The following is a 22,021-nucleotide window of genomic DNA, read 5'->3' on the forward strand; positions in this document are numbered from 1 at the left end:
TTCATGTCGTCTCCTTAAACTCATGATCGACCGGCTCGACCTCGTAGCCGCGGCTCGTCAGTTCGCGCCGGCCAAACACCGGTTCGACTCGTCGATCACGTCGGGCGAGGTAGCGCTTGCCGGTCCGGCGCTCGAGGGTTCCCCGTCGGGTAACGTCAACAACGTGCCGTTGGCAGGTTGACCGATGATCTTCATGCGGCCTCCGTGAATGTCGCTCATTGACTCGCGATCCATCTCACTGGAAGTGGCGGGATTCTTGATTGTTAGTGTACTCATGATGCGCTCCCTGGCGTGTAAATGATGGACAACCTGACAAGCGTCCGGACGCTTGAATGCCGCAACGCATATGTCGTGCCATAGCCTGGGTGTATGTCGGTCAATATGGGCATTTGCGCCAGATCCGTCGACCCCCACGCGCAAGCTCAACCAACAGGCGTCCATCATGCATGCTCAAAGAAATCGGGCACCGTAGTGCTGAAGCCGGAGTCGGGTCAACGCTTTTGCTCCAGGCGTTTCGTAGATTGATCGATCGACGAAGTGTGTTTCATGCTAAACAGGTCGCGCTGCGACCAGATAGTCAGGATCCTTGCTCCCCTCCGGTAAAACCCGGACCCATGAGGTGCAAGGCGGATTCACCCTTGGAAAACAGGCAATGGACACGCTGCACATGATGCGGATATTTGTCCGCATAGCGGAAGAAGGAAGCTTTACGGGTGCTGCTTCGCGCCTGAACATCACGACAGCCAATGCGTCGCGAGCGGTCTCGCAACTGGAGTCGCATTTGCGCACGCGTCTGCTCAATCGCAGTACCCGCCGCATCGCGCTGACCGAGGCGGGCCAGCGCTATCTGGACCGATGCGAACGGATACTCGCCTATGTCGAGGAGGCCGAGGCCGAGGCGGCGGATGCGCAAGCGAGGCCCTCCGGACGGCTGCGCGTCCATGCGTCGCCGAGCTTCGGCCAGGCCTACGTGGTCCCGGCGGTCGTCCGCTATCGGGAACGGTATCCAGCGGTGTCAGTCGAGTTGACGTTGTCGCAGCATATGCCGGATATCCTCGACGAGGGGTACGACGTGATCCTTCAATTGAGCACGACGGAGCTACCGGACTCGGGACTCGTGTCACATTGGCTCGGAGATGTGCACGGCGTGTTGTGCGCGGCGCCCGCCTATCTGCGCGAGCGCGGTACGCCGCACACGGTGCAGGACCTTGAAGCTCATTCGTGCCTGCAGATTGTCGCGTCGGTTTTTCCGCACGATCGCTGGCATCTGGACGGACCTAATGGCCGGGAGACGGTCGAGCTTCCAAAGGCGGCCTTCGAAATGAACCTTCCCGACGCGCTCGGTGTCGCGCTGCGCGAGGGCGTGGGGATTGGAGCGCTGCCGATGTCGACGGTCCTGCCCGCGCTTCATAGCGGCGAGTTGGTCCGTGTGTTGCCCGAGTATCGGCTGCAGAAGCTTACCGCCTATGCGCTCTATGCGTCGCGCCAGTACCTCGACGCCAAGATCAGGACGTTCACGGAATTCTTGCGCGAGGCCGTACCCAAGGCGCTGGCTGAGGATGAAGCGGCTCTGTGTCGGTCCGCCCGACCGTAGCCCGCAGCCCGGGCGCTTGAGGAAGGCGCACGGTGCCGGGTAACCGATGTCATGTCCAACGCTGTACCGGCACGTGATCGCGGCTGCCTTGATCCGGTTGTTCTCGTCGATGCATACCCGGTCCGGTTTTCAGCCCGCTTTCCGCTCCGCCTCGAGTGGGCCTCACGTATTCGCCTGGCGAGTTTGGCGGCAGAAGAACCAGCGCCGCGGCGTCATCGGCTCTTGCACAATTTCGTCAACCTCACGCCACCATTTCTCACCGCGGTGCGGCGCGGTGAGATTCAGCCGCTCTCCCATGCGGGGCGTCGCGATCGGAATGCCGCGCGCGGCGGCGAGCCCGATCGCGCGCTCGTACGGTTCTTGCCAGCGATGCATCGCCAGATCGAACGTGCCGTTGTGAACCGGCACCAGCCAGCGGCCGCGCAGATCGACGTGTGCCTGTACGGTTTCGTCGGGCTGCATGTGTACGTACGGCCATAGAGCGTCATATGCGCCCGTTTCGAGCAGCGTCACGTCGAATGGACCAAGTCGCTCGCCAATGGTCTTGAATCCGTCGAAGTAGCCCGTGTCCCCGCTGAAGAACACGCGCAGACCGTCGTCGACGATGACCCACGAGGCCCACAAGGTGCTGTTGCCGTCGAACAGACTGCGGCCGGAGAAATGCTGGGCAGGTGTTGCCGTGAACGCCAGACCGTCGACCTCAACGCTCTGCCACCAGTCGAACTGGCGCACCTTCGACGCGTCGACACCCCACTCGATCAGGCGGTCGCCGACGCCCAGCGGCGTCAGAAACACGCCCGCCGTAGCAGCGAGTGCCAGCACTGTCTCGCGGTCGAGGTGGTCGTAGTGGTCGTGCGACAGAATTACGCCACGAAGCGGCGGCAAGTCTTCGACCGCGATGGGCGGTGCATGAAAGCGTTTTGGACCGAAGCGCCGGAACGGCGATGCACGTTCCGCGAAGACAGGGTCGGTCAACCAGAACTGACCGCGTAACTTGAGCAGCATGGTCGAATGCCCCAGGCGATACAGGCTCCGGTCAGGCGCGGCGTGGAGCTGTTCACGCGACAGCGAATCGACGGGCAGGGTGCTCGCCGGCGCCGTGCCGTCCGGTTTGTTGAACAACACGTTCCACGCGATCCTGAAGGTCTTGCCGACTCCTTCGACGGGACGCGGTTTGACGTTACGAAAGCGCTCGCCGTCATGCTGAGCCGACGTGTCGAACAATTCCCGCCCGCGTCGCGCTGCTGTCAGGCCCAAGGCGCGGCGAATAGAACCGGTGAACGATGTCATGTAAGGCGTCCCGATACTGAAAGTAGACTGTTCAGTGTAGTTTGTTTTCGGGAAAAGTAAACTGCCTGGTGTAAGATTTAGCGATGAATGCCAGTAATAGCCCCTTACGTCTGACCGACCGCAAGCGCGCGGCCGTGATCGCCGCGGCTATCGAAGAATTCCTCGCAGCCGGCTTCGACGCGACCAGCATGGACCGCATCGCAGCGCGCGCGGGCGTCTCGAAGCGTACGGTCTACAATCATTTTCCGGGCAAGGAAGCGCTGTTCGCAGCCATCCTGCGGCAGTTGTGGGATTCGAGTCACACGGAGGAAGCGCCTGCTTATTCCGCCCGGCATCCGTTGCGCGCGCAGTTGCTCCAGCTCCTGTTGAAAAAGCTGAGCGTGTTAAATGACGAGGCGTTCCTGTCCCTCGCGCGCGTTGCAATCGGGGCAGGCATTCATTCGCCGGAGCGCGCGCGCGACATGGTGGCCCGCATGGGTGAGCGTGAAGAAGACTTGACGGTGTGGATTCGTGCAGCCGCTGCCGATGGCCGCCTCAAGACGTCGGACCCGGTGTTCGCCTCACAACAGTTGCAGGGCCTTGTAAAAGCGTTCGCGTTCTGGCCGCAGGTGACGATGGGTCAGCCCCCCCTCAGCGCGGATGACCAAAGGCAAGTAGCGGAGTCCGCCGCCGATATGTTTCTTGCACGCTATGAATGACTTGTTTGCGACGCGCGTAACAAGGCGGCTTGTCGCCTAAAATGTACGAATGGCGAACCTTGCCGTGGGGGCTGCTATGGCTGAGTCTACGCTGGCGTATTTGATGGGACCGATCGCAATGGTCGTGGTGGGGGTTGCGCTATGGGTCGCAGGCCACTACAGCAGGCATGACGTCCGAGGACGATCAGCGCGCTGGCTTGATACTCATTATGTGGACCTGATGCACCACAAGCATTGAAGCACGAGGTTCCGGAAATTGGGGGGAGATCGGGAGGCCGTCGGAAAGCGCATCACCTACAATGTAACCATGGTCGCTGTCGAGCAAGGAGGCTGCCATGACTGAGTCAATGCTTAGCTTTTTAGTGGGTCTGGCGATCCTGTTGGCCGTCCTCGCATTCGCGTTGGCGCGCCGATATCTGCGCGAGCGGAAGGGTGAGGGAATGGCTCAGTGGCTTGATACGCATCATATGGGCTGGATGCATCATCATAAGCACTGACGCGACGTCCCAGCTATGCAAAGCCCCGCCAACGCGGGGCTTGTTGATCCAGCTTCGGCCGGCCGCGCGCGTGGCCGGCTAATGTCCGTGGCCACCCCCGTGGCCACCGTGTCCTCCATCTCCTCTGCCACCTTCCCAGTAGCCGCCTCCATGGCCATACCCGTGGCCGTAGTCACGGTGATAGCCGCCATGGTAGTCGCCGGCCCCCCACCCCAAATGTTGATACTGCCGTACCCGTATGCGGGCACATAATCAGGGCCGTATGTGTAGTCAGGAGTTTAATAACCAGCCGGATATGCAACGCAAGACGATAGGGCGGTGATAAACCCGAGAATTACGATCAGTCTGAACATGGCACGCCCCCTTTGTCAGAGCAAAGGGCGTACGCACTCCGGTTTCCTCGAGGAGCGCGCATCATGGTGCCGCCAAAAGGATAGGGCGTTCTTTCATTCTTTCGGGCTCCATTCAATCAGCGGTTGATCGCCGCGCACGTAGAGCGGGTGGCGAGGCGATCCGTCTTTAGTCGTGCCGAGACACCACAGGCGCGCACCGGCGCCAGCCAGGGTCTTCGCGACACTCGCCACACGCTCCGGTCGCGCGTTCGATCCCCAGGCGCACACCACGTCGCCATACTCGCGCGCAAGCCGCCGAAGGTACATGTCGTTATCCGGGCCGACTGGATCGGGATGCAACCACAGGCGGCCCGGGTCGGTTGAGCGAAGGGCGTAAAGATTCGCCACCGCAATGCCGTTGCAATCCCACCGGCGCGCGAAGCCGCGGCAGCGCCGAATGGTCGCATCGTCGAGTGCCGCATCCGCCGTGCCCGGGTTGAGCATCACGAAAAGCACCGTCGATTTCATGGGCGCCATCGAGTCGGCGGGGCGAGTCAGGAGATAGCGGTAGCAGCCGCATTCGCTGATGATGGCGCTCATGCTAGGATTCCTCTCATCATGGGAGACGGCCATGGCAACGCACCTGTTTCATGAGTTTCCGCAAGACGAGCAGGATGATCTGACGGCGGCTGCGGCTGCAGAAGGATTCGACATTGGCGAATTCACTATCACAGACGAAGACCAGTATCCTGCCCGGGGAACTGTCGGGGCGATCCGCCGGCAAGTCACAGTGACCCGGTTGATCAACAACACAGTCAAGATCTACGATGCCGGCCAGGGCACTGCCTGGACGGTCGAATTCGAGCAGGACCTGGCCGCCGGCGCATTCGGTCCTTAACCGATCGTTCAACTTCACGTCATCCACTTTTTACCTCGGTATGCGCCAGTTCGGTGAGTCGCTTACGTCGGCTCTCCGGCGCGGGATCATGCGGCGATCCCGTTCCTGAAGTTGTCCTGTTTCGCTATCCCTGCGATCCATACAGGTCTCTTGATCGGCCGCGCACTGGTCGAATGCTCAGTCTGGCAAGGTATGCGGAACAGGAAATCGGTCCGCGAATTCTGACGTGGAGGTCAGGCCAGAGCGGGCGCAAGCCATTTGCCAGATACAATTCGGCTGCGCCACACCTGCCCAATACCAACCCGATTCCATCCATGCCTAATCCCGCCCGGGCCTTCCTTCTCGGCCCGCTACTGAAAGGTGTCTCACGTTCTTTCTATCTGACGCTGCGCATACTGCCTGTCGGCATGCGCGATCCGATCGGCCTTGCGTATCTTCTCGCACGCGCCGCGGACACAATCGCCGACACGTCGCTGATCCCGCCGGAACAGCGCCTGGTGTTGCTCCTGTCGCTTCGCGATCAGGTGAACGGGGCGCGAGGCGACGAGGCCTTGATGAAGCGTATGGCCGTGGAAGTGGCGGGGCAGCAGACGCACTCGGACGAAAAGATCCTGCTCGAGTCGCTCGAACCTGCGCTCGCGGTGTTGGCCCAATTGGGCGACACGGATCGGCAGGCGGTACGCGAAATCGTGTCGACCCTGACCGAGGGCATGGAATTCGATCTGCGCACGTTCCCCGATGAACGTTCGGGGCGGATTGTCGCGCTTCGCGAATGGGAAGAGCTTGATCGGTACACCTACCTCGTCGCCGGATGCGTGGGGGAATTCTGGACCAGGATGACCTATGCGCACATGCCGGGCACACTCAAGGAGGAGTCCGCGACGATGCTGGAGCGTGGCGTGCGCTTCGGCAAGGCACTGCAGATGACGAATGTTCTGCGCGACTGCGGCAAGGATCTGCGTATCGGTCGCTGTTACCTTCCGTCTGCGATGCTCGAGCGCTTCGGCCTGAGTCCGCAGGATCTTATGGCGCCGGCCAATGCCGTTCGCGCGCAGCCGCTCCTGTTCGAACTTGTCCGGAAGACCCTGGATTACTACCGTGAGGCGGTGGATTACACGCTTGCCATTCCCGGTTTCTCGGTTCGATTGCGGCTGGCGTGTTTGTGGCCGATTCTCATCGGGCTGGAGACGCTACTGCTCCTCGTCCACAACGACGACTGGCTGGATCCGGAAAAAGTCTCCAAGGTAAAACGCAACGGCGTGTATCAGCTCATAGCGTGCTCAGTGCCGCTCGCGCCATCGAACGCGCTGGTACGTATCTGGACCGAGCGACTGATTGGAAGAATCGAAGCCCGCCTTGAAGCCTGACGGGCGGCCGGACCGCCGTGTCCCTACGAATGAGTCGCGGTAACCACGCGCAGGATGGCGAACAGCAGCGACAACAGGACCACGATAATGCCGGTGGCAAGCGCCAGACGGTCTGCGAGCAGGCGACGCATCGAAGTCTCCTAGACAAAACTGTAACGTTCGGAATGGTATTTAGAGATCGGCACCTGCATCTCGCCCAGTGCCGCCTCGATGGCATCCATCATGACGTTCGGCCCGCAGATGAAGTATTCGTGATCGGCGTACCGCGGCGGCAGATGTCGCCTGAACACTTCGGCGGTGATGCGCCCACGTTCGCCGGTCCAGCCTTCCGGTGGATTGGACAGCACGTAGACGATCGTCAGATCGAGTCGCGCCTTCTGCGCCTCCAGCTCTTCCCGGAACGTGAGCGATTCCCAGTCCTTGCCGCCGTAGAGCAGGATCAATGGGCGTTTGTCGCCGCGGTCGGCGAGGGTCAGGATCATGCTCATCATCGGCGTGATGCCGATGCCGCCTGCGATCAGCACATGCATGTCAGCTGGATGGCCGATCGTGAATGCGCCGTACGGCCCGTCGAGATAGACGCGCTGCCCGACGGACACCTTCGGGATGGCGCTCGTGAAATCGCCCAGGTTCCTGATCGTCATCTCGACGCGCCCATCCGCGGCCTCGGCGCTCGACGAGAACGAGAACGGGTGCCCGGTGATCCTGAAGGGGCTGCCCCACAGCGTCAGCCAGCCGAACTGGCCTGGTTTGAAGCGAAATCCCGAATGACCGTCGGGGCGCATCACGAGCGTCGCCGTGTGGCCGCGTTCCGTGCGCAATTCGGCGACGCGATAGGGGCGACGGAGCATGAACAGCGGTTTGAAAATGCGCACGTAGAGCAGGAGCCCGATCCAGAAGATCGTCATGCCGATCCACAAGGCCCGCTTCCACGGATCAACCAGATAGAAGCCCCAGCCCACCATATGCAGCATGCCCGCGGCTACCGCGACCACGGCCAGCACGATATGTGTGAGGTGCCAGATTTCGTAGCGGATGCGCAGCTTCGTGCGCCACAACGCCATCACCACAAGCGCGATAAGAGCACAGATCGACAGCATGGCGAAGCGGGCGCCCCACGGCACTTCCGCGATGGAATCAGGCATCGCGAGTTTGTTCGAGCCGATGGCGAACAGAATGAGCGGATGCGTGACGACGAGACCGACCGCCAGCAGCGAGATCCGCCGATGGAAGTGATAGATCACGTCTTCGCCCCATGGTTCGGTGACGTACCGGAAACGCGCCGTGAGGCCGAATTGCAGCCCCATCATCGCGAGACCCGAATAGCCGAGCGCAACGGAGAACTCCGTGCCGAAGTCGCGGCTCGGCGGCAGCCTGCCTGCCAGAAGCGCGAACAGCGGTGCGAGGATGAAGAGCAGATAGATCGCGGCCCAGACGGCCTTGTTCAAGAGATCGCGAAACGGCATCGAGTTCACCTTCCTCCGGGCGGCAACGGGGGTGCCGGACACTCGCTGATCAGATACACGTGCTGAGCAGAAGCGACGGCGCGAATGTGATGATGGTGGAAGCCAGTGCCGCGATCACAGTCCAGATGACCACGGTGCGCAGGAACGTGCCGGTCTGCCCGGAGTCGGGGTTCGAGCCGGGCGCCGCAAGATTGCGCCACATCCAGCCGATCACGACCAGATGCACCACCAGCACGACCATAAGGGTCAGGCGCAGCGGACCGGCCGGCCAGGCGAACGCACAGCCGATCGCGTGCAGCGCGTAGAGCACGATCAGCGCGCTGCACCAGACGGCGAAGCCTGCGGCGAGCCACCAGAGCCGCCGTGGCGGAACTGGACGGCCGTTCATGGCCGTGCTCCCAGCATCGCCACGAGCGCGGGCAGCGCGAGCACGAGGCCTAGCGCGATGATCCCGGTCGCCACCGTATAGTCGAGCCATAGGCGCGAGAGGCGCAGGTCCGTCAGCCGGCGCGGTGAAATGAAGCCGGCGCCAAGGCGCAGAAGGTTGCTGATGAGGAACAGCAGGCCGATGCCGGCGTGCAGCGCGACATAGCTGAGCAGCGCGGCGGCGGTCGCACCGAGCGCATGCTCGCGCGGATGCGGGGTGACGCCGGCGATCAGCCCGACGTCCGCTGCGATGGCCGCGACAAGCGCCAGCACGGCAAGTCCGATCCAGCCGTGCGGCGCCTTGCCGCCAGCGGCGGCGCGTAGCGATCCGCGTGCCGCGGCCGCCGCGATGGCGAGCGCCACGACAGCGACGAGCACGAGCAGGCGGCTGGGCGTGGGCGACACCGACGCCGGCCAGTTCGGCGCCGCGATCCAGAGATAGAACGTCCCGAATATCAGCGATGTGAACAGCGTGCCATTGGCGACCAGCGTGCAGATCAGCGCGAGCCACGCGGGTGCGCCTGCCACCTCGGTATGAGGCGGCACGTTCACGCCGCGGCCGACGGGTAGCGGGCCGTAGTCGCGCGCAAGACCGGCGCTCTGCCCGGCGTAGATGAACAGCCCCATCGTCACCAGCGCGAAGGCAAGCGAGAGCAGATAGAACTTGAACAGCATTGCCAACACCGCCATCGCCGTGACGAGTGCGGTGATGAGCGGCAGATAGGTCGCGCGCGGCAGCACGATCAGTTGATCCGGCTCGCCCGAGGTCATGTGCACGCCGAGCGTCTCCTGCCAGCCGTTGCGCGCGAAGCCGAGATAGCCTTCGCCGCGCGCCAGCGACACCGCGAGCTCGCCGGACGCGACGCGCCCGGTTTCGGCTCCGACATGCGGGATCGATGCGAAGGCATACGGCGCCGGCGGAATCGGCATCGCCCATTCCAGCGTCGGCGAACCCCAGGGATTGCGCCGCACGCGTCGCCCGTAGCGCAGCTGCACGATGACGTCGATCGCCACCAGTGCGAAGCCGATCGTCATGACAAACCCGCCCACCGAAGACAGCAGGTTGAGCCCGTTCCAGCCTTCGTCCCCACGATAGGTGAAGACGCGCCGCGGCATGCCGAGCAGGCCCGTCAGGTGCATCATGAAGAACGTCATGTTAAAGCCGATGAAGACCAGCCAGAAGGCCGGCACCGACAGCCGGTGCACGGCGGTGCGCCCGGTCAGCAACGGCAGCCAGTAGTAGAACGCCGCGAGCATCGGGAAGGCGAGCGCGCCGGCCACCACGTAATGCATATGGGCGACGACGAAATAGGTGTCATGCGCCTGCCAGTCGAACGGCACCATGGCGAGCATCACGCCCGTCAGGCCGCCGGCCGTGAAGACGAAGAAGAAGCCGAACACGTAGAGCATCGGCACATCCCAGCGCGGCCTGCCGTGCGACAGTGTCGCGAGCCACGCGAAGAACTGCACCGCCGTCGGCACCGCGACGATCGCCGAGCCCGCGGAGAAGAAGGCCAGCGCAAGATGCGGGATGCCCACCGTGAACATGTGATGCACCCAGATGCCGAAGCTCAGGAACGCAAGCGCAATGATCGCGACGACGATGGCCCGATAGCCGACGAGCGGCCGGTTGGCGAAGACCGGGATGATCGTCGACAGCACGCCCGCCATCGGCAGGAAAATGATGTAGACATCCGGGTGGCCGAACAGCCAGAACAGATGCTGCCAGAGGAGCGGATCGCCGCCGCGCCTCGGGTCGAAGAAGGGCAGGCCGAAGGCGCGCTCGACCTCGAGCAGGATCGAGCCGAGGATCAGCGGCGGAAAGGCCACGATCATCATCATGGCCGTCACGAGGATGTACCAGCCGAAGATCGGCATGCGGTCGAGCGACATGCCGGGCGCGCGCATCTTCAGGATCGAGACGACGATTTCCATCGCGAGCGACAGCGCCGAGATCTCGACGAAGGTCACGCCGAGCAGCCAGACGTCGGCGTTCAGTCCCGGTGTGTAGACGTTGGAGCTGAGCGGCGTGTACATGAACCAGCCGCCGTCGGGCGCGACCCGCGCGAGCAACGACACCGTCAGGATCGTGCCGCCGAGGAGGTAGCACCAGTAACCATAGGCCGTCAGCCGCGGAAAGGCGAAGTCGCGCGTGCCGAGTATCTTCGGCGTCAGGTAGACCGCGAAGCTTTCCACCATCGGGATGGCGAACAGAAACAGCATCATCGACCCGTGCATCGTGAAGACCTGGTTATAGGTCTCGGCGTCCATGAAGGCGGCGTGAGGCGTCGCGAGCTGAACGCGGGTCAGCATGCCGAGCACGCCGGCGATCGCGAAGAAGACGAACGAGGTGATCATCATGCGCATGCCGATCACCGAATGGTTGACCGCGGCAAGGCGCTGCACGCCAGGCCCCGTGGCCCAGATCGCGGCAAGCTGGCGGTGCAGCCGCAAGGCCTTGACGCCTTCTGACGGCGGCTCGATGGGCACGCTCATTTTTTTACCCCAGCAGTGGCGGCCGCTTCGGAGAGCGCGGCGGAGTAGTCTTCAGGACGATCGACGACGACGGTGAAATGCATCCCCGCATGCCCAAGACCGCAAAACTGGTTGCATAGCCCTTCGTACTGGCCCGGCTGATCGGCCTCTATCCGCAGGCGGGTCTCGTGCCCGGGCACCGCGTCGATCTTGCCGGCAAAGCGCGGTATCCAGAACGAGTGGACGACGTCTTCGCTGGTGACGACGATGTCCACCGGCGTGCCCGCTGGCAGGTGCAGGACGTTCTGCGTCGCTACGCCACCCTGGTCGGGATAACGAAAGGTCCAGACCCATTGCCGGGCTACGGCCTCGATGCGAGGCGGCGTCTTGCCCGGCAGCGGCAGGAGCCGCTCGCCGGCCAGCAACGCATAGGAGATCAACGGCAGCAGGATGATGGCCGGCAGTACGAGGCCGCCCAGAACGATCCAGCGCGCGGGCGAGATGCCCGAGCCCCAGCCCGGACGCCCGATCACCAGCAGGAACAGGACGAGCACCAGCGCGAAGAGCACGCCCGCGCCGGCCAGCATCACCCACCAGAGCGCCGCGATCGACGCTGCGGCCGGCCCGGTCGGGGCGAGCGTCGACAGGGGGCCGCTGCAGCCGCCAAGCGCTGCAAGCAATCCGCCTTGGACCGTTACGTGCAAGAAGCTATGATGGTTCAACGGATGCCGTATCCGATGGGAGGGGCTGGAACCATGGCGAAGAAAGGCGATACCGGCAAGGAACCCCAGAGTCAGGTCATGCTGGAACTGTTGCGGCTCGATGCCGGTTCGGCAGTCGCCCTCGTCGGGCATCCGATCCACGTGATGATGGTGCATTTCCCGATCGCGTTCGTGGTCGCCACGCTCGGCATCGATGTCATCTACTGGTGGTCGGGCGATCCGTTCTGGGTGAGGGCGGGCCTGTGGTCCGCCGGCTTCGCGTTCTGGAGCGGCGTGGGCGCGAGCGTCGTCGGCACAGCCGAGCTCCTGCTCGTGCGCGGCATCCGGCTGCGCGAGGCGAGCTGGTCCCACGCGGTCGCCGCGATGACGCTCGTTGCCATCGCGGCAGCCAACTGGGGTCTGCGCCTGATTGATCCAGCAAGCATCCTGCCGCATGGCCTCGCACTGTCGGCTCTCGCGTCGGTGATGACCGGCTTCGCCGGCTGGCACGGAGGCAAGCTCGTGTTCGATCATGGCGTTGGCATTCTGGTTTCGCCGAAGGACTGATGCAGCCATCGGGCGAGTCCGCCGGGCTCGAACAGATGCGGGGCGATCTGGTTCGAATCGATGTGCGGCTTGGCCAGCACCACCCAGATGATCGCGACGATCACCACGACATAGGCGATCGTCAGCGCCAGCCACGATAGCCGGCCGAAGTGGCCGTCGGGCAGGAACAGGTGCAGCAGCACGAGCCCGGCGACGACGTGCAGCATCGCCATGATGCCGACCAGCACCATCTTCAGGGAAAACCATTCCACGAAGGTCGCCTGCAGGAAGATGAGCGCCGTGCCGCTCGCGATGGCGACGAAGGCGGCAGGCGAGGTCAGCTCCACGTAGACGAGGCGCGTGATGCGGTGCAGGCGGTCGAGATCCGGTCCCGCCGGCAGTGTCCTGCGCTGCCAGAACAGGAATGGCAACACGATCAGGCCGCCCGACCAGAGCGCGATCGCCGCGAGGTGAACGAACTTGAGGAAGGTCGTCACAGTGCGGGCTCGCTGTGCCGGAGGCTGAACCAGGCGAGCCAGAGTCCCACGCCGAGATAAGGCAGCATCGCCGGCACCCACATCAGGAGTCCGGCAAGTTGCTGGTCGGCAAGCGGAGTGAGCCCCCAGGGGGCGGTGCTCGCGAAATGCACGGCATACAGCGGCTCGGGTGCGAAGACGATCAACGCGCCAAGCAAACCCATCTGTCCGATTGTTGCGACGAGTGCTATCAATGCGGCGCCGGTTGGCACCGATGGTGCAAGGATGGCCCGCCACATGAGCCAGGCACTCCCAAGGAGCGATATCTGCATCAGCCAGTAAGCTGGCACACTGGCGAGGCCAAAGGCGTAGGGTCCGGGCGCGTGCCAGAGCCACAGGATGAGCGCATGGGCGGTGACCAGCGCAACGAGCGGAGGAGAGCCGATGCTTCGTAGCGGAAAGGCCCGCACCAGCAGAGGGGCCACGACGGTGACGAGGAGGATATGGTGTGTCACCCGCGCCGAAAACAGTGCCGACGACAGTGCGCAGAGGGGCGAGACAAAGACGACGACCATCAGTGCAATCGCCACCCAGCCCGCTCGTGCATCGGCCGAGCGACCGCGACCGACCACGATTGCCACGACCGCGAGCGCTGCAATCAGCAGCGGATCGGTATTCCAGCGTACCCAGAAATCGTGCGGGACTGCGGCGGGGCCGCAGTACGCGATCATGGCATCTGGCATGACACGATGTCCTTTCTCCGGTGTCCAGCCTCGCCGCAATGCAGCGATCACCCGCGAGTTTGAAGAGACCTGTTAATTTGAAATGATAGTAGCAGACAGACCGGGCAAATGTGGAGATTGGTACGCCGAATGAGCTTGCAGTCTGATGAAGGCTGACAACCGGAGCCTGACAGCACGCCAGGACCGCCATCGAAATTACGCCGCAGTTAAGCGGTGTTTGAATACTGGCGGTGATTCATGGGCGGAACGCGTCGCACGACCGTGTCGTAACTGTCGACGAGGCCTGCAGTTGCGCCGCCGTTGTTGTTGAAAGCTGTTGGTGTCCAGGCGGAAATCGCGCCCGGTGACAGGTGGTCTGTCGTGCGTCCGTTTCGCAGTGGTCCGGGACCAGGTTGCCAGACAAAAAAAGCCCCGCTCTGCCGGAGCGGGGCCAACCACAGCGACTGAGGGGGGACTCCTCTGCGCCGGTCTACGGAGGTATGAACGTCGATAGTATCGACGTCGATAGTATCGGCAGATGCAGGGGTGCCCTTCTACAAGATGATTCCGAAAAATAGAGGATAACGAAGAAGTTACAGTTCTTTTAACTTTTCAATTCTTCCGCTCATGATTAACCATACGCCTCAACGCTATATGGCCTTGTACTCATGCTGACGCAGAATCACCCCAGCCGCTAGAATGCGAAGTCGGACCAGCACAACCTTGTCACCTATGCACTCGCACGAACTCGTACAGAAGCTGGATGTGATTCCGGCAGAGCAACTCTCCGATCATCTTCCTGCCCAGGTCGTGGCGCGCCTGCCGGCGCGGGAAGTCGTCGCGTTTTCGGTTAGCGACGACGCGTCGGATACAGCGGAATTCAGCGCGCGTTACGGCTTCGGCCTCGAGGACTGCGCTAACACGATCGTTCTTCGCTACAGGAAAGACGGCACGGAGCAGTACGCGGCCGTCGTGACATTGGGATCGTTGCGTCTCGATATCAATGGCGCCGTGAAGGCGTGTCTCGGCGCACAGCGGCTGTCGTTTGCGAAGCGGGAAGTTGCGGTTGAACACAGCGGCATGGAGTTCGGCGGCATCACGGCGTTCGGCTTGCCCGCCGGCTGGCGCGTTCTGGTCGACGCCGCGGTGATGGACCGCTCGCAGGTCGTCATGGGCGCAGGCGTGCGTGCGGCCAAGCTGCTGCTGGCGCCTGCCGTTCTGCGGCAGTTGCCTGACTGCGAGATCGCGAGTCTCACTTTTCCCGCTGCCTGAACGAGGTGGGGCGGGTTGGCGCCATCGCGTCCCATTGCGCGGCCAGCCGTTCCGGTTAGCCATTCGTAATGTGCCTTTTGGTAGCATGCGCATCCCCCGTTCCCGTTTGAAGGATGTGTAATGAAGAAGGTTTTGCTCGCAGTTGCAGTCGTTGTAACCGGTTTCGGTAGCGTCTCGCAGGCGTTCGCCAACGATTATCATCACCATCATCGCGAATGCCATGAGGTGCGCATCCATCATCACATGGAAAAGCGCTGCCACTAAGGCGAACTGCTGAACCGGCCCCGCCTCGTGCGGGGCCGCGTCGTTTCACCCGGTCCACCCGTTGTTGCCACTCGCCACCCATGATCACAGGTGGCCGCGATATTCCGTCAAAGCGTCAGGTGTTTCGACACAAAAACAACGTGCCCGAGAACCTGCCCGATACCCGGCCTGATAGCTGCATGACAAGCCAACCTCCTCCGTTGCCCGCCCAGGGTCGATTGATACGCTTCGTCGCGTTTCAGCGTTTCTGGTCCGTGCGCGTGCTCTCGTCGTTGTCGTTCCAGATGCTGGCTGTCGCGATCGGCTGGCATATCTACGCGCTGACCCACAGTGCCTTCGCCCTCGGACTCGTGGGCCTCGCGCAGTTCCTGCCGATGTTCGCGCTGACGCTCGTCGTCGGCCATGTCGCCGACCGTTACGACCGCAGGCGTGTTGCCGCGATCTGTCAGGGCGTCGAAGCGATGGTCGCGCTCGCGTTCCTGCTCGGCACGCTCGGCGGCTGGCTCACCGCGCCGGCGATCTATGCGCTGGCGGCGCTGGTCGGTGCGGCCCGGGCGTTCGAGTCGCCGTCGGTGGCTTCGCTGCTGCCAGGCGTGGTGGGGCGCGCCGAGCTTGCGCACGCCACGGCGTGGTCCACCTCGGCGAATCAGGCGGCGCAGATTCTCGGGCCGGCTTTCGGCGGCCTGCTGTATGGCGTCGGAGCGAGTGCGGTGTACATCGCCTGCATGGTGGCGTTCCTCGCGGCGTCGATGCTCGTCTGGTCGATTCCGCTACAGACGAAACCGGCCGCACGCGCGCCTGTCACGCTCAAGTCGGTGTTCTCGGGGATTGCGTTCATCCGGCGGCAGCCGGTGATCCTCGGTGCGCTATCGCTCGATCTGTTCGCGGTGCTGTTCGGCGGCGCCACCGCGTTGCTGCCGATTTTCGCGCGCGACGTGCTGCAGACGGGTCCACTCGGGTTGGGGTTGCTGCGCTCGGCGCCGGCGGTCGGTGCGCTCGCGGGCACGGTCTGGCTTGCGCACTTTCCGCTTCGCAGGCGCCCGGGCATGGCGATGTTCGGCGGTGTGATCGCGTTCGGCGCCGCGACCATCGTATTCGGGCTGTCGCATCATTTTCTGCTGTCGCTCGCGGCACTGGCGACGCTCGGCGCCGCGGACGTCATCAGCGTTGTCGTGCGGCTGTCGCTCGTGCAGTTGCGCACGCCCGATGAAATGCTCGGCCGTGTGAGTGCGGTGAATGCGCTTTTCATCGGCACGTCGAATCAGCTTGGCGAGTTCGAGTCGGGACTCACAGCCGGGTGGTGGGGCGCGAAGCCAGCGGTGCTGGTTGGCGGTATTGCGACGATCGCGGTTGCGTTGCTGTGGATGCGGATCTTTCCCGAACTGGCGCGTACGCAGTCACTGGAGCGGTAGGCCGCTCCTCATGCAACATTCAGGCGGGCTCATGCGCCGGTGCGAAATCGACGGATGAGTCGCACGTGACCGATCGCGCGAGGAGCGTTGGCGCTGCGCCCGCGTCGATTTCACTGCAGATGCCGCACGGGTTTCATTCAGGTCTCGCGTAACGCCTGCGCAGATCTCGCACAAATCCCGCGCAGCTCTCGTATAGAATGTGGCGCTTTGCCCGCGCTCATACCATGTGGTTCAAGAACCTTCAGCTTCACCGTCTTCCTGCCCCCTGGTCCGTCACGCCTGAGCAACTCGAAAAGTGGCTCGCGCCGCACGCTTTCCAGCCCGGTAGCAGCGTCGAGATGCAGCGTCACGGCTGGGCGTCGCCGCGCGATGACGGCGCGCTCGTCTACTCGATCAACCGCCAGATGCTGTTGACGTTCCGCTCGGAAAAGAAACTGCTGCCCGCTTCCGTCGTCAACCAGGTCACGAAGGCGCGCGCGCTCGACATCGAGGAGCAGCAGGGTTACAAGCCTGGCCGCAAACAGCTGCGCGAACTCAAGGAGCAGGTCACCGACGAACTGCTGCCGCGCGCATTCAGCATCCGTCGCGATACGCGCGTGTGGATCGATACGGTGAACGGCTGGCTCGTCATCGATGCTGCTTCGCCGACCTTGGGCGACGACGTGCTCGGGCTGCTCGTCAAATCGATCGACGCATTGCCGCTCGCGAGCGTGCGCGTCGCGCAGTCGCCGGTCGCGGCAATGACCGGCTGGGTGCTCTCAGGCGTTGCGCCGGGCGGCTTCACGCTGGATCAGGATGCCGAGCTGCGCTCGGCCGCCGAGGGCAACGCGACGGTGCGCTACGTGGGCCACGCGCTCGAAGCCGACGACATGCGCCGGCACATCGAAGCAGGCAAGCAGTGCATGCGTCTTGCGATGACGTGGAACGACCGGGTGTCGTTTGTTCTTACGCCGTCGCTGGCCATCAAGCGCGTGACGGCGCTCGACGTGATCAAGGACGCGTCGGATCCCACCGCGCAAAACGACGACGAACGCTTCGATTCGGACGTCACGTTGATGACGCTCGAACTCGGCCGCATGTTCGCCGACATCGTCGAAGCACTCGGCGGCGAGCAGGGCGATGCGATGCCGCAGGCGGCTGCGGCCTGAGCGTCAACGGCGGCCGGGCAGTCAGGCACGGACAGCCGCGACGATCTGCCTGCGTAGCGCATCGTTCGGATAATGGCCGAAGCCGGCGCGCACGTTGTCGGCCATGTATTCGGGACGGCCTGTCCCGGGAATGACGCACGTGACCGCCGGATGGGCCAGCACGAACTTGAGCAGAACCTGCGCCCAGCTCGTGCAGTCGATTTCCTGCGCCCAGCCCGGCAAGGGCCTCTCGCGTAGCCGCGCGAGCAGGCTGCCGCCGCCGAAGGGCTGATTGATCACCACGCCGATGCCGCGTTCCCTGGCCGTCGGCAGGATGCGTGCTTCCGCGTCGCGGTCGTCGGCCGAATAATCGATCTGTACGAAGTCGATTTTTTCTGAGCGCATGATCGCTTCCACCTCGTCGAACGCGCTCGGCGTGTAGTGCGTAATGCCGATGTAGCGTATCCTGCCGCTCGCTTTCCAGTCCTGCAGCGTCACGAGTTGCGTGCGCCAGTCGACCAGATTGTGAATCTGCATCAGATCGATGCGCGGCTGCTGCAGCTTTTGCATCGATGCTTCCATCTGCGCGATGCCTTCATCGCGGCCCTGCGTCCAGACCTTGGTCGCGACAAACGCCTTCTGATGCGCGGATAGCCGGGTCAGCAGCGCGCCCGTTACGGCTTCCGACGATCCATACATCGGCGATGAGTCGATCACTGAGCCGCCGGCGCCGAACAGCACGCGCAGCACGTCGGCGAGCCTTGCCTGAGCGGCCTCGTCATCGCCGACGTCGAACGTGCGCCAGGTGCCGCAGCCGACGACCGGCAGCTTTTCGCCGGTACTGGGAACAGGGCGGCTGTTCATGATCTGCGCTCCCAGAGCCGGCGCTTGCGCGAGTGCGGAACGGCCGAACGGCGATGCGAGCGCAGCGGCGCCCGCGCCAAGACGCAGGAATGCCCGTCGATCCTCGCAGAGCTCACGTCCGCGAGGCTTAACGGGCAGGGTGTCGCACCTATTGCTCATCGCCGGAATCGTACGGCAGCACCTGTTCGTTCTCGTCAGGCTGGTTGCGGGCGACGATCGCTTTGGCCGGTGCCGTGTCGCTCAGGTTGAACGGCTGATGCGGCACGCCCGGCGGAATAAACAGGAAGTCGCCGGCTTCGGTCACCACCGACTCGCGCAATCCCGGTCCATATCTCGTCTCGACACGCCCCTCCAGCACGTAGATACCGGTCTCGTAGCCGCAATGACTATGCGCTTCGGCATGGCCGCCCGGCGGCACGACGACGAGATACATCGACAGCCCTTGCGTGCCCGCCGTGGTCGCCGACAGCCCGACGAAGTAGGGCAGCCGCTGGCGCGTGAGAATCTCGCGCTCGGGCCGGACCTTGACGACGGTGGGTTTCGCATCATGTGAAGGGGTGTTCATGTGCGCTCCTGGTGGCCGGAAGCCTGGGTCGGAGGGTGCCGCGTCGCGCGCCTGCGCGGATTGCGGCTTTGACTCGCGGCTGACAAGGCGCAGCGGCGCTGCTCCCTCGCCTGCCGACACGAAATTCTACGCCGCAGGCCCGAGCCTGCTCCCTGGCTGCCTGATAAAGCGCGACTCATACGACGAATAGCAATTGCCAATCACCGTCATATGGATAATCAACTTCATCTATGAAGTGTCCGCAGACATACTGTCCTCACTTTCTCAACCACGCAAAAAGAGGACGCAGCAAATGCCGATCATCAACAGCCAGATCAAACCCTTCAAGGCAACCGCGTATCACAACGGCGATTTCGTGCCCGTCACCGAAGAGAACTTCAAGGGCAAGTGGTCCGTCATCGTGTTCTACCCGGCCGACTTCACGTTTGTCTGCCCGACCGAACTGGGCGACCTGGCCGATCGTTACGCCGAATTCCAGAAGCTGGGCGTGGAAATCTACAGCGTGTCGACCGATACGCACTTCACGCACAAGGCATGGCACGACACGTCGGACACGATCCAGAAGATCAAGTATCCGATGATCGCCGATCCGACGCTGGCGATCTCGCGCAACTTCGACGTTCTGATCGAAGAAGAAGGCCTGGCGCTGCGCGGCACATTCGTGATCAACCCGGAAGGCGAGATCAAGCTGTGCGAAATCCATGACAACGGCATTGGCCGCGACGCCGGCGAGCTGCTGCGCAAGGTGCAGGCTGCCCAATACATCGCGGCGCATCCGGGTGAAGTCTGCCCCGCCAAGTGGACGCCGGGCGCTGAAACGCTGACGCCGTCGCTCGACCTGATCGGCAAGATCTAAACGCATCAAGCCTGAAGCATGACGCGCCATCCGCTGGATGGCGCCTCTTCGTGCGGGCCGCCCTCGCGACTTTCACAGGCGCGGCCCGCAGGTTACCTGTTGCTTCTTCATGCCCCCGCGACGCGGACGAACGCACCCAACTCTCGCTACGGAATCGAATAGCCATGCTGGACGCCAACCTCAAGACCCAGTTGAAAACGTACCTCGAGAAGGTCAGCCGGCCGATCGAGATCATCGCTTCGCTCGACGACAGCGCCAGATCGCAGGAACTGCGGGCGTTGCTCACCGATATCGCTTCGCTGTCGGAGCGCGTGAGCGTGATCGAGCGTCGCGGCGATGCCGAGCGCAAGCCGTCGTTCTCGATCGGCGAGCCGGGCAAGGACACGGGCATCCGCTTCGCCGGCATTCCGATGGGCCACGAATTCACGTCGCTCGTGCTGGCGCTGCTGCAGGTGGGCGGCCATCCGGTCAAGCTCGACGATGCGGTGATCGAACAGATCCGCAATCTCGACGGCGAGTATCAGTTTGAAACGTATTTCTCGCTGTCGTGCCAGAACTGCCCGGAAGTCGTGCAGGCGCTGAACGTGATGGCGTTGATCAATCCGCGCATCCGTCACGTGGCGATCGACGGCGCGCTGTTCCAGAACGAAGTCGAGTCGCGCCAGATCATGGCCGTGCCGACGATGTTCCTGAACGGCGACGTGTTCGGCCAGGGCCGCAGCGGCGTGAAGGAAATCCTCGCGAAGCTCGACAGCGGCGCAGGCGCACGGGCAGCAAAGGAACTGGCGACGAAGCCGGTGTTCGATACGCTGATCGTCGGCGGTGGGCCGGCCGGCGCGGCGGCGGCGATCTACTCGGCGCGCAAGGGCATCAAGACGGGGGTCGTGGCTGAGCGCTTCGGCGGCCAGGTGCTCGACACGCTTGCGATCGAGAATTTTGTGTCGGTGCAGGAAACGGAAGGACCGAAGTTCGCCACTGCGCTCGAACAGCATGTGAAAAGTTACGACGTCGACATCATGGACGTCCAGCGCGCCGAAGCGCTGATTCCGGGACGCATCCACGAAGTGCGTCTTGCGAATGGTGCCGTGCTCAAGGCCAAAAGCATTGTGCTGGCAACCGGCGCGCGCTGGCGCGAAATCAACGTGCCCGGCGAGCGTGAGTATCGCAACCATGGCGTCGCGTATTGCCCGCACTGCGATGGCCCGCTCTTCAAGGGCAAGCGCGTGGCCGTGATCGGCGGCGGCAACTCGGGCGTCGAAGCGGCCATCGATCTGGCCGGCATCGTGCGCGAAGTCACGCTGATCGAATTCGGCGCGCAGCTGCGCGCGGACGAAGTGCTGCAACGCAAGCTGCGCAGCCTCGCCAATGTGACGGTTATCACCCAGGCGCAGACCACCGAAATCACCGGCGACAGCAAGAAGGTGAACGGCCTCGTCTACAAGGAGCTGCGTTCGGGCGAAACGAAGCGCATCGAACTCGAAGGCGTGTTCGTCCAGATCGGCCTCGTGCCGAACACGGAATGGCTCAAGGGCACGGTCGAACTGTCGAAGCATGGTGAGATCGTGGTGGACGCGAAGGGCGCAACCTCGGTGCGCGGCGTGTTCGCCGCGGGCGACGTGACCACGGTGCCGTTCAAGCAGATCGTGATCGCCGTGGGCGAGGGCGCAAAGGCATCGCTCGGTGCATTCGATCACCTGATCCGCAACACCATCGAAGACGAAGAGATGGTCGAAAGCGAGGACGAGGCGCTGGTGGCAGGCTGATCTGCCCGGCGAGTATTGCCAGAGTCTGGAGCCCCGCTGCAGGTCAAAGGGCGCGTGATGTGCGACGTTGAAAAACGTTGTGGATCACGCGCCTTTCTGCTTTTTGTCCGATGTAAGTTTGCAGTCGGTCAATGGTGCGTGAGACGTGCCTCGGCCTGTTGTCCGGCTGCCTGCTGAAGGTGCAATGCACGCACGCAGTCGCGCGTTTTCTGCACCTGTGTGTCGCACTATCGCACCGGCATAGTGAATATCCGGCAAAACTTAAAGAAGAGGTTAGAGACGCCGATATGCCTGACAGTCAAGCGGTTTTCCATTCTGTGCGGCCAGCATTGCGCTCTGGGGTTTCTTTCGTTGGAGGTCGGTTGTGGAACATTCGGGGTTGCGCTTGAGCGCTGATACAGCATCACGCG

Annotated in this window: 23 protein-coding genes; 12 read left to right on the top strand and 11 right to left on the bottom strand. The window is 63.2% G+C overall.

The window, feature by feature from the left end; genetic code table 11:
• Nucleotides 1-57 precede the first annotated feature (57 nt).
• The gene (locus tag P3T23_RS06710) at nt 58-276 is read right to left on the bottom strand and encodes a hypothetical protein (protein ID WP_429315407.1); all 219 of its coding nucleotides are present in this window, start codon (nt 274-276) and stop codon (nt 58-60) included.
• Nucleotides 277-652: 376 nt separating this feature from the next.
• On the opposite strand from P3T23_RS06710, the gene P3T23_RS06715 reads away from it, so the two are divergent.
• Complete coding sequence (locus tag P3T23_RS06715; protein ID WP_429315408.1) at nt 653-1,594, top strand: LysR family transcriptional regulator; 942 nt, start codon at nt 653-655, stop codon at nt 1,592-1,594.
• 162 nt (nt 1,595-1,756) lie between these two features.
• Here P3T23_RS06715 and P3T23_RS06720 read toward each other — a convergent pair whose 3' ends face one another.
• A complete protein-coding gene (locus P3T23_RS06720; RefSeq protein ID WP_429315409.1) occupies nt 1,757-2,884 on the bottom strand; it encodes an MBL fold metallo-hydrolase in 1,128 nt (375 codons plus the stop codon).
• Nucleotides 2,885-2,967: 83 nt separating this feature from the next.
• Here P3T23_RS06720 and P3T23_RS06725 point away from each other — a divergent pair, with 83 nt between their 5' ends.
• Entirely contained in the window at nt 2,968-3,582 is a 615-nt protein-coding gene (locus P3T23_RS06725; RefSeq protein ID WP_429315410.1) for a TetR/AcrR family transcriptional regulator, read from the top strand.
• A 335-nt stretch (nt 3,583-3,917) separates the two neighbouring features.
• The gene (locus P3T23_RS06730) at nt 3,918-4,079 is read left to right on the top strand and encodes a hypothetical protein (RefSeq protein ID WP_429315411.1); all 162 of its coding nucleotides are present in this window, start codon (nt 3,918-3,920) and stop codon (nt 4,077-4,079) included.
• Between the two features lie 446 nt (nt 4,080-4,525).
• Here P3T23_RS06730 and P3T23_RS06735 read toward each other — a convergent pair whose 3' ends face one another.
• A complete protein-coding gene (locus tag P3T23_RS06735) occupies nt 4,526-5,011 on the bottom strand; it encodes a DUF1643 domain-containing protein (RefSeq protein WP_429315412.1) in 486 nt (161 codons plus the stop codon).
• A gap of 31 nt (nt 5,012-5,042) precedes the next feature.
• Here P3T23_RS06735 and P3T23_RS06740 point away from each other — a divergent pair, with 31 nt between their 5' ends.
• Together P3T23_RS06740 and P3T23_RS06745 are read left to right on the top strand one after the other, a co-directional pair.
• On the top strand, nt 5,043-5,309 hold the full coding sequence (locus P3T23_RS06740) for a hypothetical protein (RefSeq protein WP_429315413.1): 267 nt from the start codon (nt 5,043-5,045) through the stop codon (nt 5,307-5,309).
• Between the two features lie 314 nt (nt 5,310-5,623).
• On the top strand, nt 5,624-6,676 hold the full coding sequence (locus tag P3T23_RS06745; RefSeq protein WP_429315414.1) for a phytoene/squalene synthase family protein: 1,053 nt from the start codon (nt 5,624-5,626) through the stop codon (nt 6,674-6,676).
• Nucleotides 6,677-6,816: 140 nt separating this feature from the next.
• Here the strand turns inward: P3T23_RS06745 and P3T23_RS06750 are convergent, their stop codons facing one another.
• The 4 genes from P3T23_RS06750 to coxB are packed head-to-tail and all read right to left on the bottom strand — an operon-like array spanning nt 6,817 to nt 11,765.
• Nucleotides 6,817-8,142, bottom strand: coding sequence for a ferredoxin reductase family protein (locus P3T23_RS06750; RefSeq protein ID WP_429315415.1), 1,326 nt, complete (start codon nt 8,140-8,142; stop codon nt 6,817-6,819).
• Between the two features lie 49 nt (nt 8,143-8,191).
• A complete protein-coding gene (locus tag P3T23_RS06755; RefSeq protein WP_429315416.1) occupies nt 8,192-8,530 on the bottom strand; it encodes a hypothetical protein in 339 nt (112 codons plus the stop codon).
• Complete coding sequence (gene ctaD / locus P3T23_RS06760; protein WP_429315417.1) at nt 8,527-11,064, bottom strand: cytochrome c oxidase subunit I; 2,538 nt, start codon at nt 11,062-11,064, stop codon at nt 8,527-8,529. Before ctaD ends, P3T23_RS06755 begins: the two co-directional genes overlap by 4 nt.
• Nucleotides 11,061-11,765, bottom strand: a complete 705-nt coding sequence (gene coxB / locus P3T23_RS06765; RefSeq protein WP_429315418.1) for a cytochrome c oxidase subunit II — start codon at nt 11,763-11,765, stop codon at nt 11,061-11,063. Before coxB ends, ctaD begins: the two co-directional genes overlap by 4 nt.
• A gap of 33 nt (nt 11,766-11,798) precedes the next feature.
• Between coxB and P3T23_RS06770 the strand changes: the two genes are divergently transcribed.
• Complete coding sequence (locus tag P3T23_RS06770; protein WP_429315419.1) at nt 11,799-12,311, top strand: DUF2231 domain-containing protein; 513 nt, start codon at nt 11,799-11,801, stop codon at nt 12,309-12,311.
• Here P3T23_RS06770 and P3T23_RS06775 read toward each other — a convergent pair.
• Both P3T23_RS06775 and P3T23_RS06780 read right to left on the bottom strand, forming a co-directional pair.
• Nucleotides 12,275-12,787 carry a CopD family protein gene (locus P3T23_RS06775; RefSeq protein WP_429315420.1) on the bottom strand — a complete coding sequence of 171 codons (513 nt, stop codon included), beginning with the start codon at nt 12,785-12,787 and terminating at the stop codon, nt 12,275-12,277. The genes P3T23_RS06770 and P3T23_RS06775 overlap by 37 nt on opposite strands.
• Complete coding sequence (locus P3T23_RS06780; protein WP_429315421.1) at nt 12,784-13,509, bottom strand: cytochrome c oxidase assembly protein; 726 nt, start codon at nt 13,507-13,509, stop codon at nt 12,784-12,786. Before P3T23_RS06780 ends, P3T23_RS06775 begins: the two co-directional genes overlap by 4 nt.
• Before the next feature lie 711 nt (nt 13,510-14,220).
• Between P3T23_RS06780 and P3T23_RS06785 the strand changes: the two genes are divergently transcribed.
• The 4 genes from P3T23_RS06785 to P3T23_RS06800 all read left to right on the top strand — a co-directional run bounded on the left by P3T23_RS06785 (nt 14,221) and on the right by P3T23_RS06800 (nt 17,584).
• The gene (locus P3T23_RS06785; protein WP_429315775.1) at nt 14,221-14,760 is read left to right on the top strand and encodes a YbaK/EbsC family protein; all 540 of its coding nucleotides are present in this window, start codon (nt 14,221-14,223) and stop codon (nt 14,758-14,760) included.
• Between the two features lie 120 nt (nt 14,761-14,880).
• The gene (locus P3T23_RS06790) at nt 14,881-15,024 is read left to right on the top strand and encodes a hypothetical protein (protein ID WP_429315422.1); all 144 of its coding nucleotides are present in this window, start codon (nt 14,881-14,883) and stop codon (nt 15,022-15,024) included.
• A 179-nt stretch (nt 15,025-15,203) separates the two neighbouring features.
• Complete coding sequence (locus tag P3T23_RS06795; RefSeq protein WP_429315423.1) at nt 15,204-16,436, top strand: MFS transporter; 1,233 nt, start codon at nt 15,204-15,206, stop codon at nt 16,434-16,436.
• Between the two features lie 224 nt (nt 16,437-16,660).
• On the top strand, nt 16,661-17,584 hold the full coding sequence (locus P3T23_RS06800) for a recombination-associated protein RdgC (RefSeq protein ID WP_429315424.1): 924 nt from the start codon (nt 16,661-16,663) through the stop codon (nt 17,582-17,584).
• A gap of 21 nt (nt 17,585-17,605) precedes the next feature.
• Here P3T23_RS06800 and P3T23_RS06805 read toward each other — a convergent pair whose 3' ends face one another.
• Both P3T23_RS06805 and P3T23_RS06810 read right to left on the bottom strand, forming a co-directional pair.
• On the bottom strand, nt 17,606-18,427 hold the full coding sequence (locus tag P3T23_RS06805) for an aldo/keto reductase (RefSeq protein ID WP_429315776.1): 822 nt from the start codon (nt 18,425-18,427) through the stop codon (nt 17,606-17,608).
• A 148-nt stretch (nt 18,428-18,575) separates the two neighbouring features.
• Nucleotides 18,576-18,992: a cupin domain-containing protein gene (locus tag P3T23_RS06810; RefSeq protein ID WP_429315425.1), complete on the bottom strand. Its 417-nt coding sequence runs from the start codon at nt 18,990-18,992 to the stop codon at nt 18,576-18,578.
• A 292-nt stretch (nt 18,993-19,284) separates the two neighbouring features.
• On the opposite strand from P3T23_RS06810, the gene ahpC reads away from it, so the two are divergent.
• Together ahpC and ahpF are read left to right on the top strand one after the other, a co-directional pair.
• The gene (gene ahpC / locus P3T23_RS06815) at nt 19,285-19,848 is read left to right on the top strand and encodes an alkyl hydroperoxide reductase subunit C (RefSeq protein ID WP_429315426.1); all 564 of its coding nucleotides are present in this window, start codon (nt 19,285-19,287) and stop codon (nt 19,846-19,848) included.
• Between the two features lie 164 nt (nt 19,849-20,012).
• Nucleotides 20,013-21,611 (top strand): alkyl hydroperoxide reductase subunit F, encoded by a 1,599-nt coding sequence (gene ahpF / locus P3T23_RS06820; RefSeq protein WP_429315427.1) that lies wholly within the window; start codon nt 20,013-20,015, stop codon nt 21,609-21,611.
• Nucleotides 21,612-22,021 lie beyond the last annotated feature (410 nt).

It is taken from the genome of Paraburkholderia sp. GAS448, assembly GCF_050435685.1.
Taxonomy (GTDB): domain Bacteria; phylum Pseudomonadota; class Gammaproteobacteria; order Burkholderiales; family Burkholderiaceae; genus Paraburkholderia.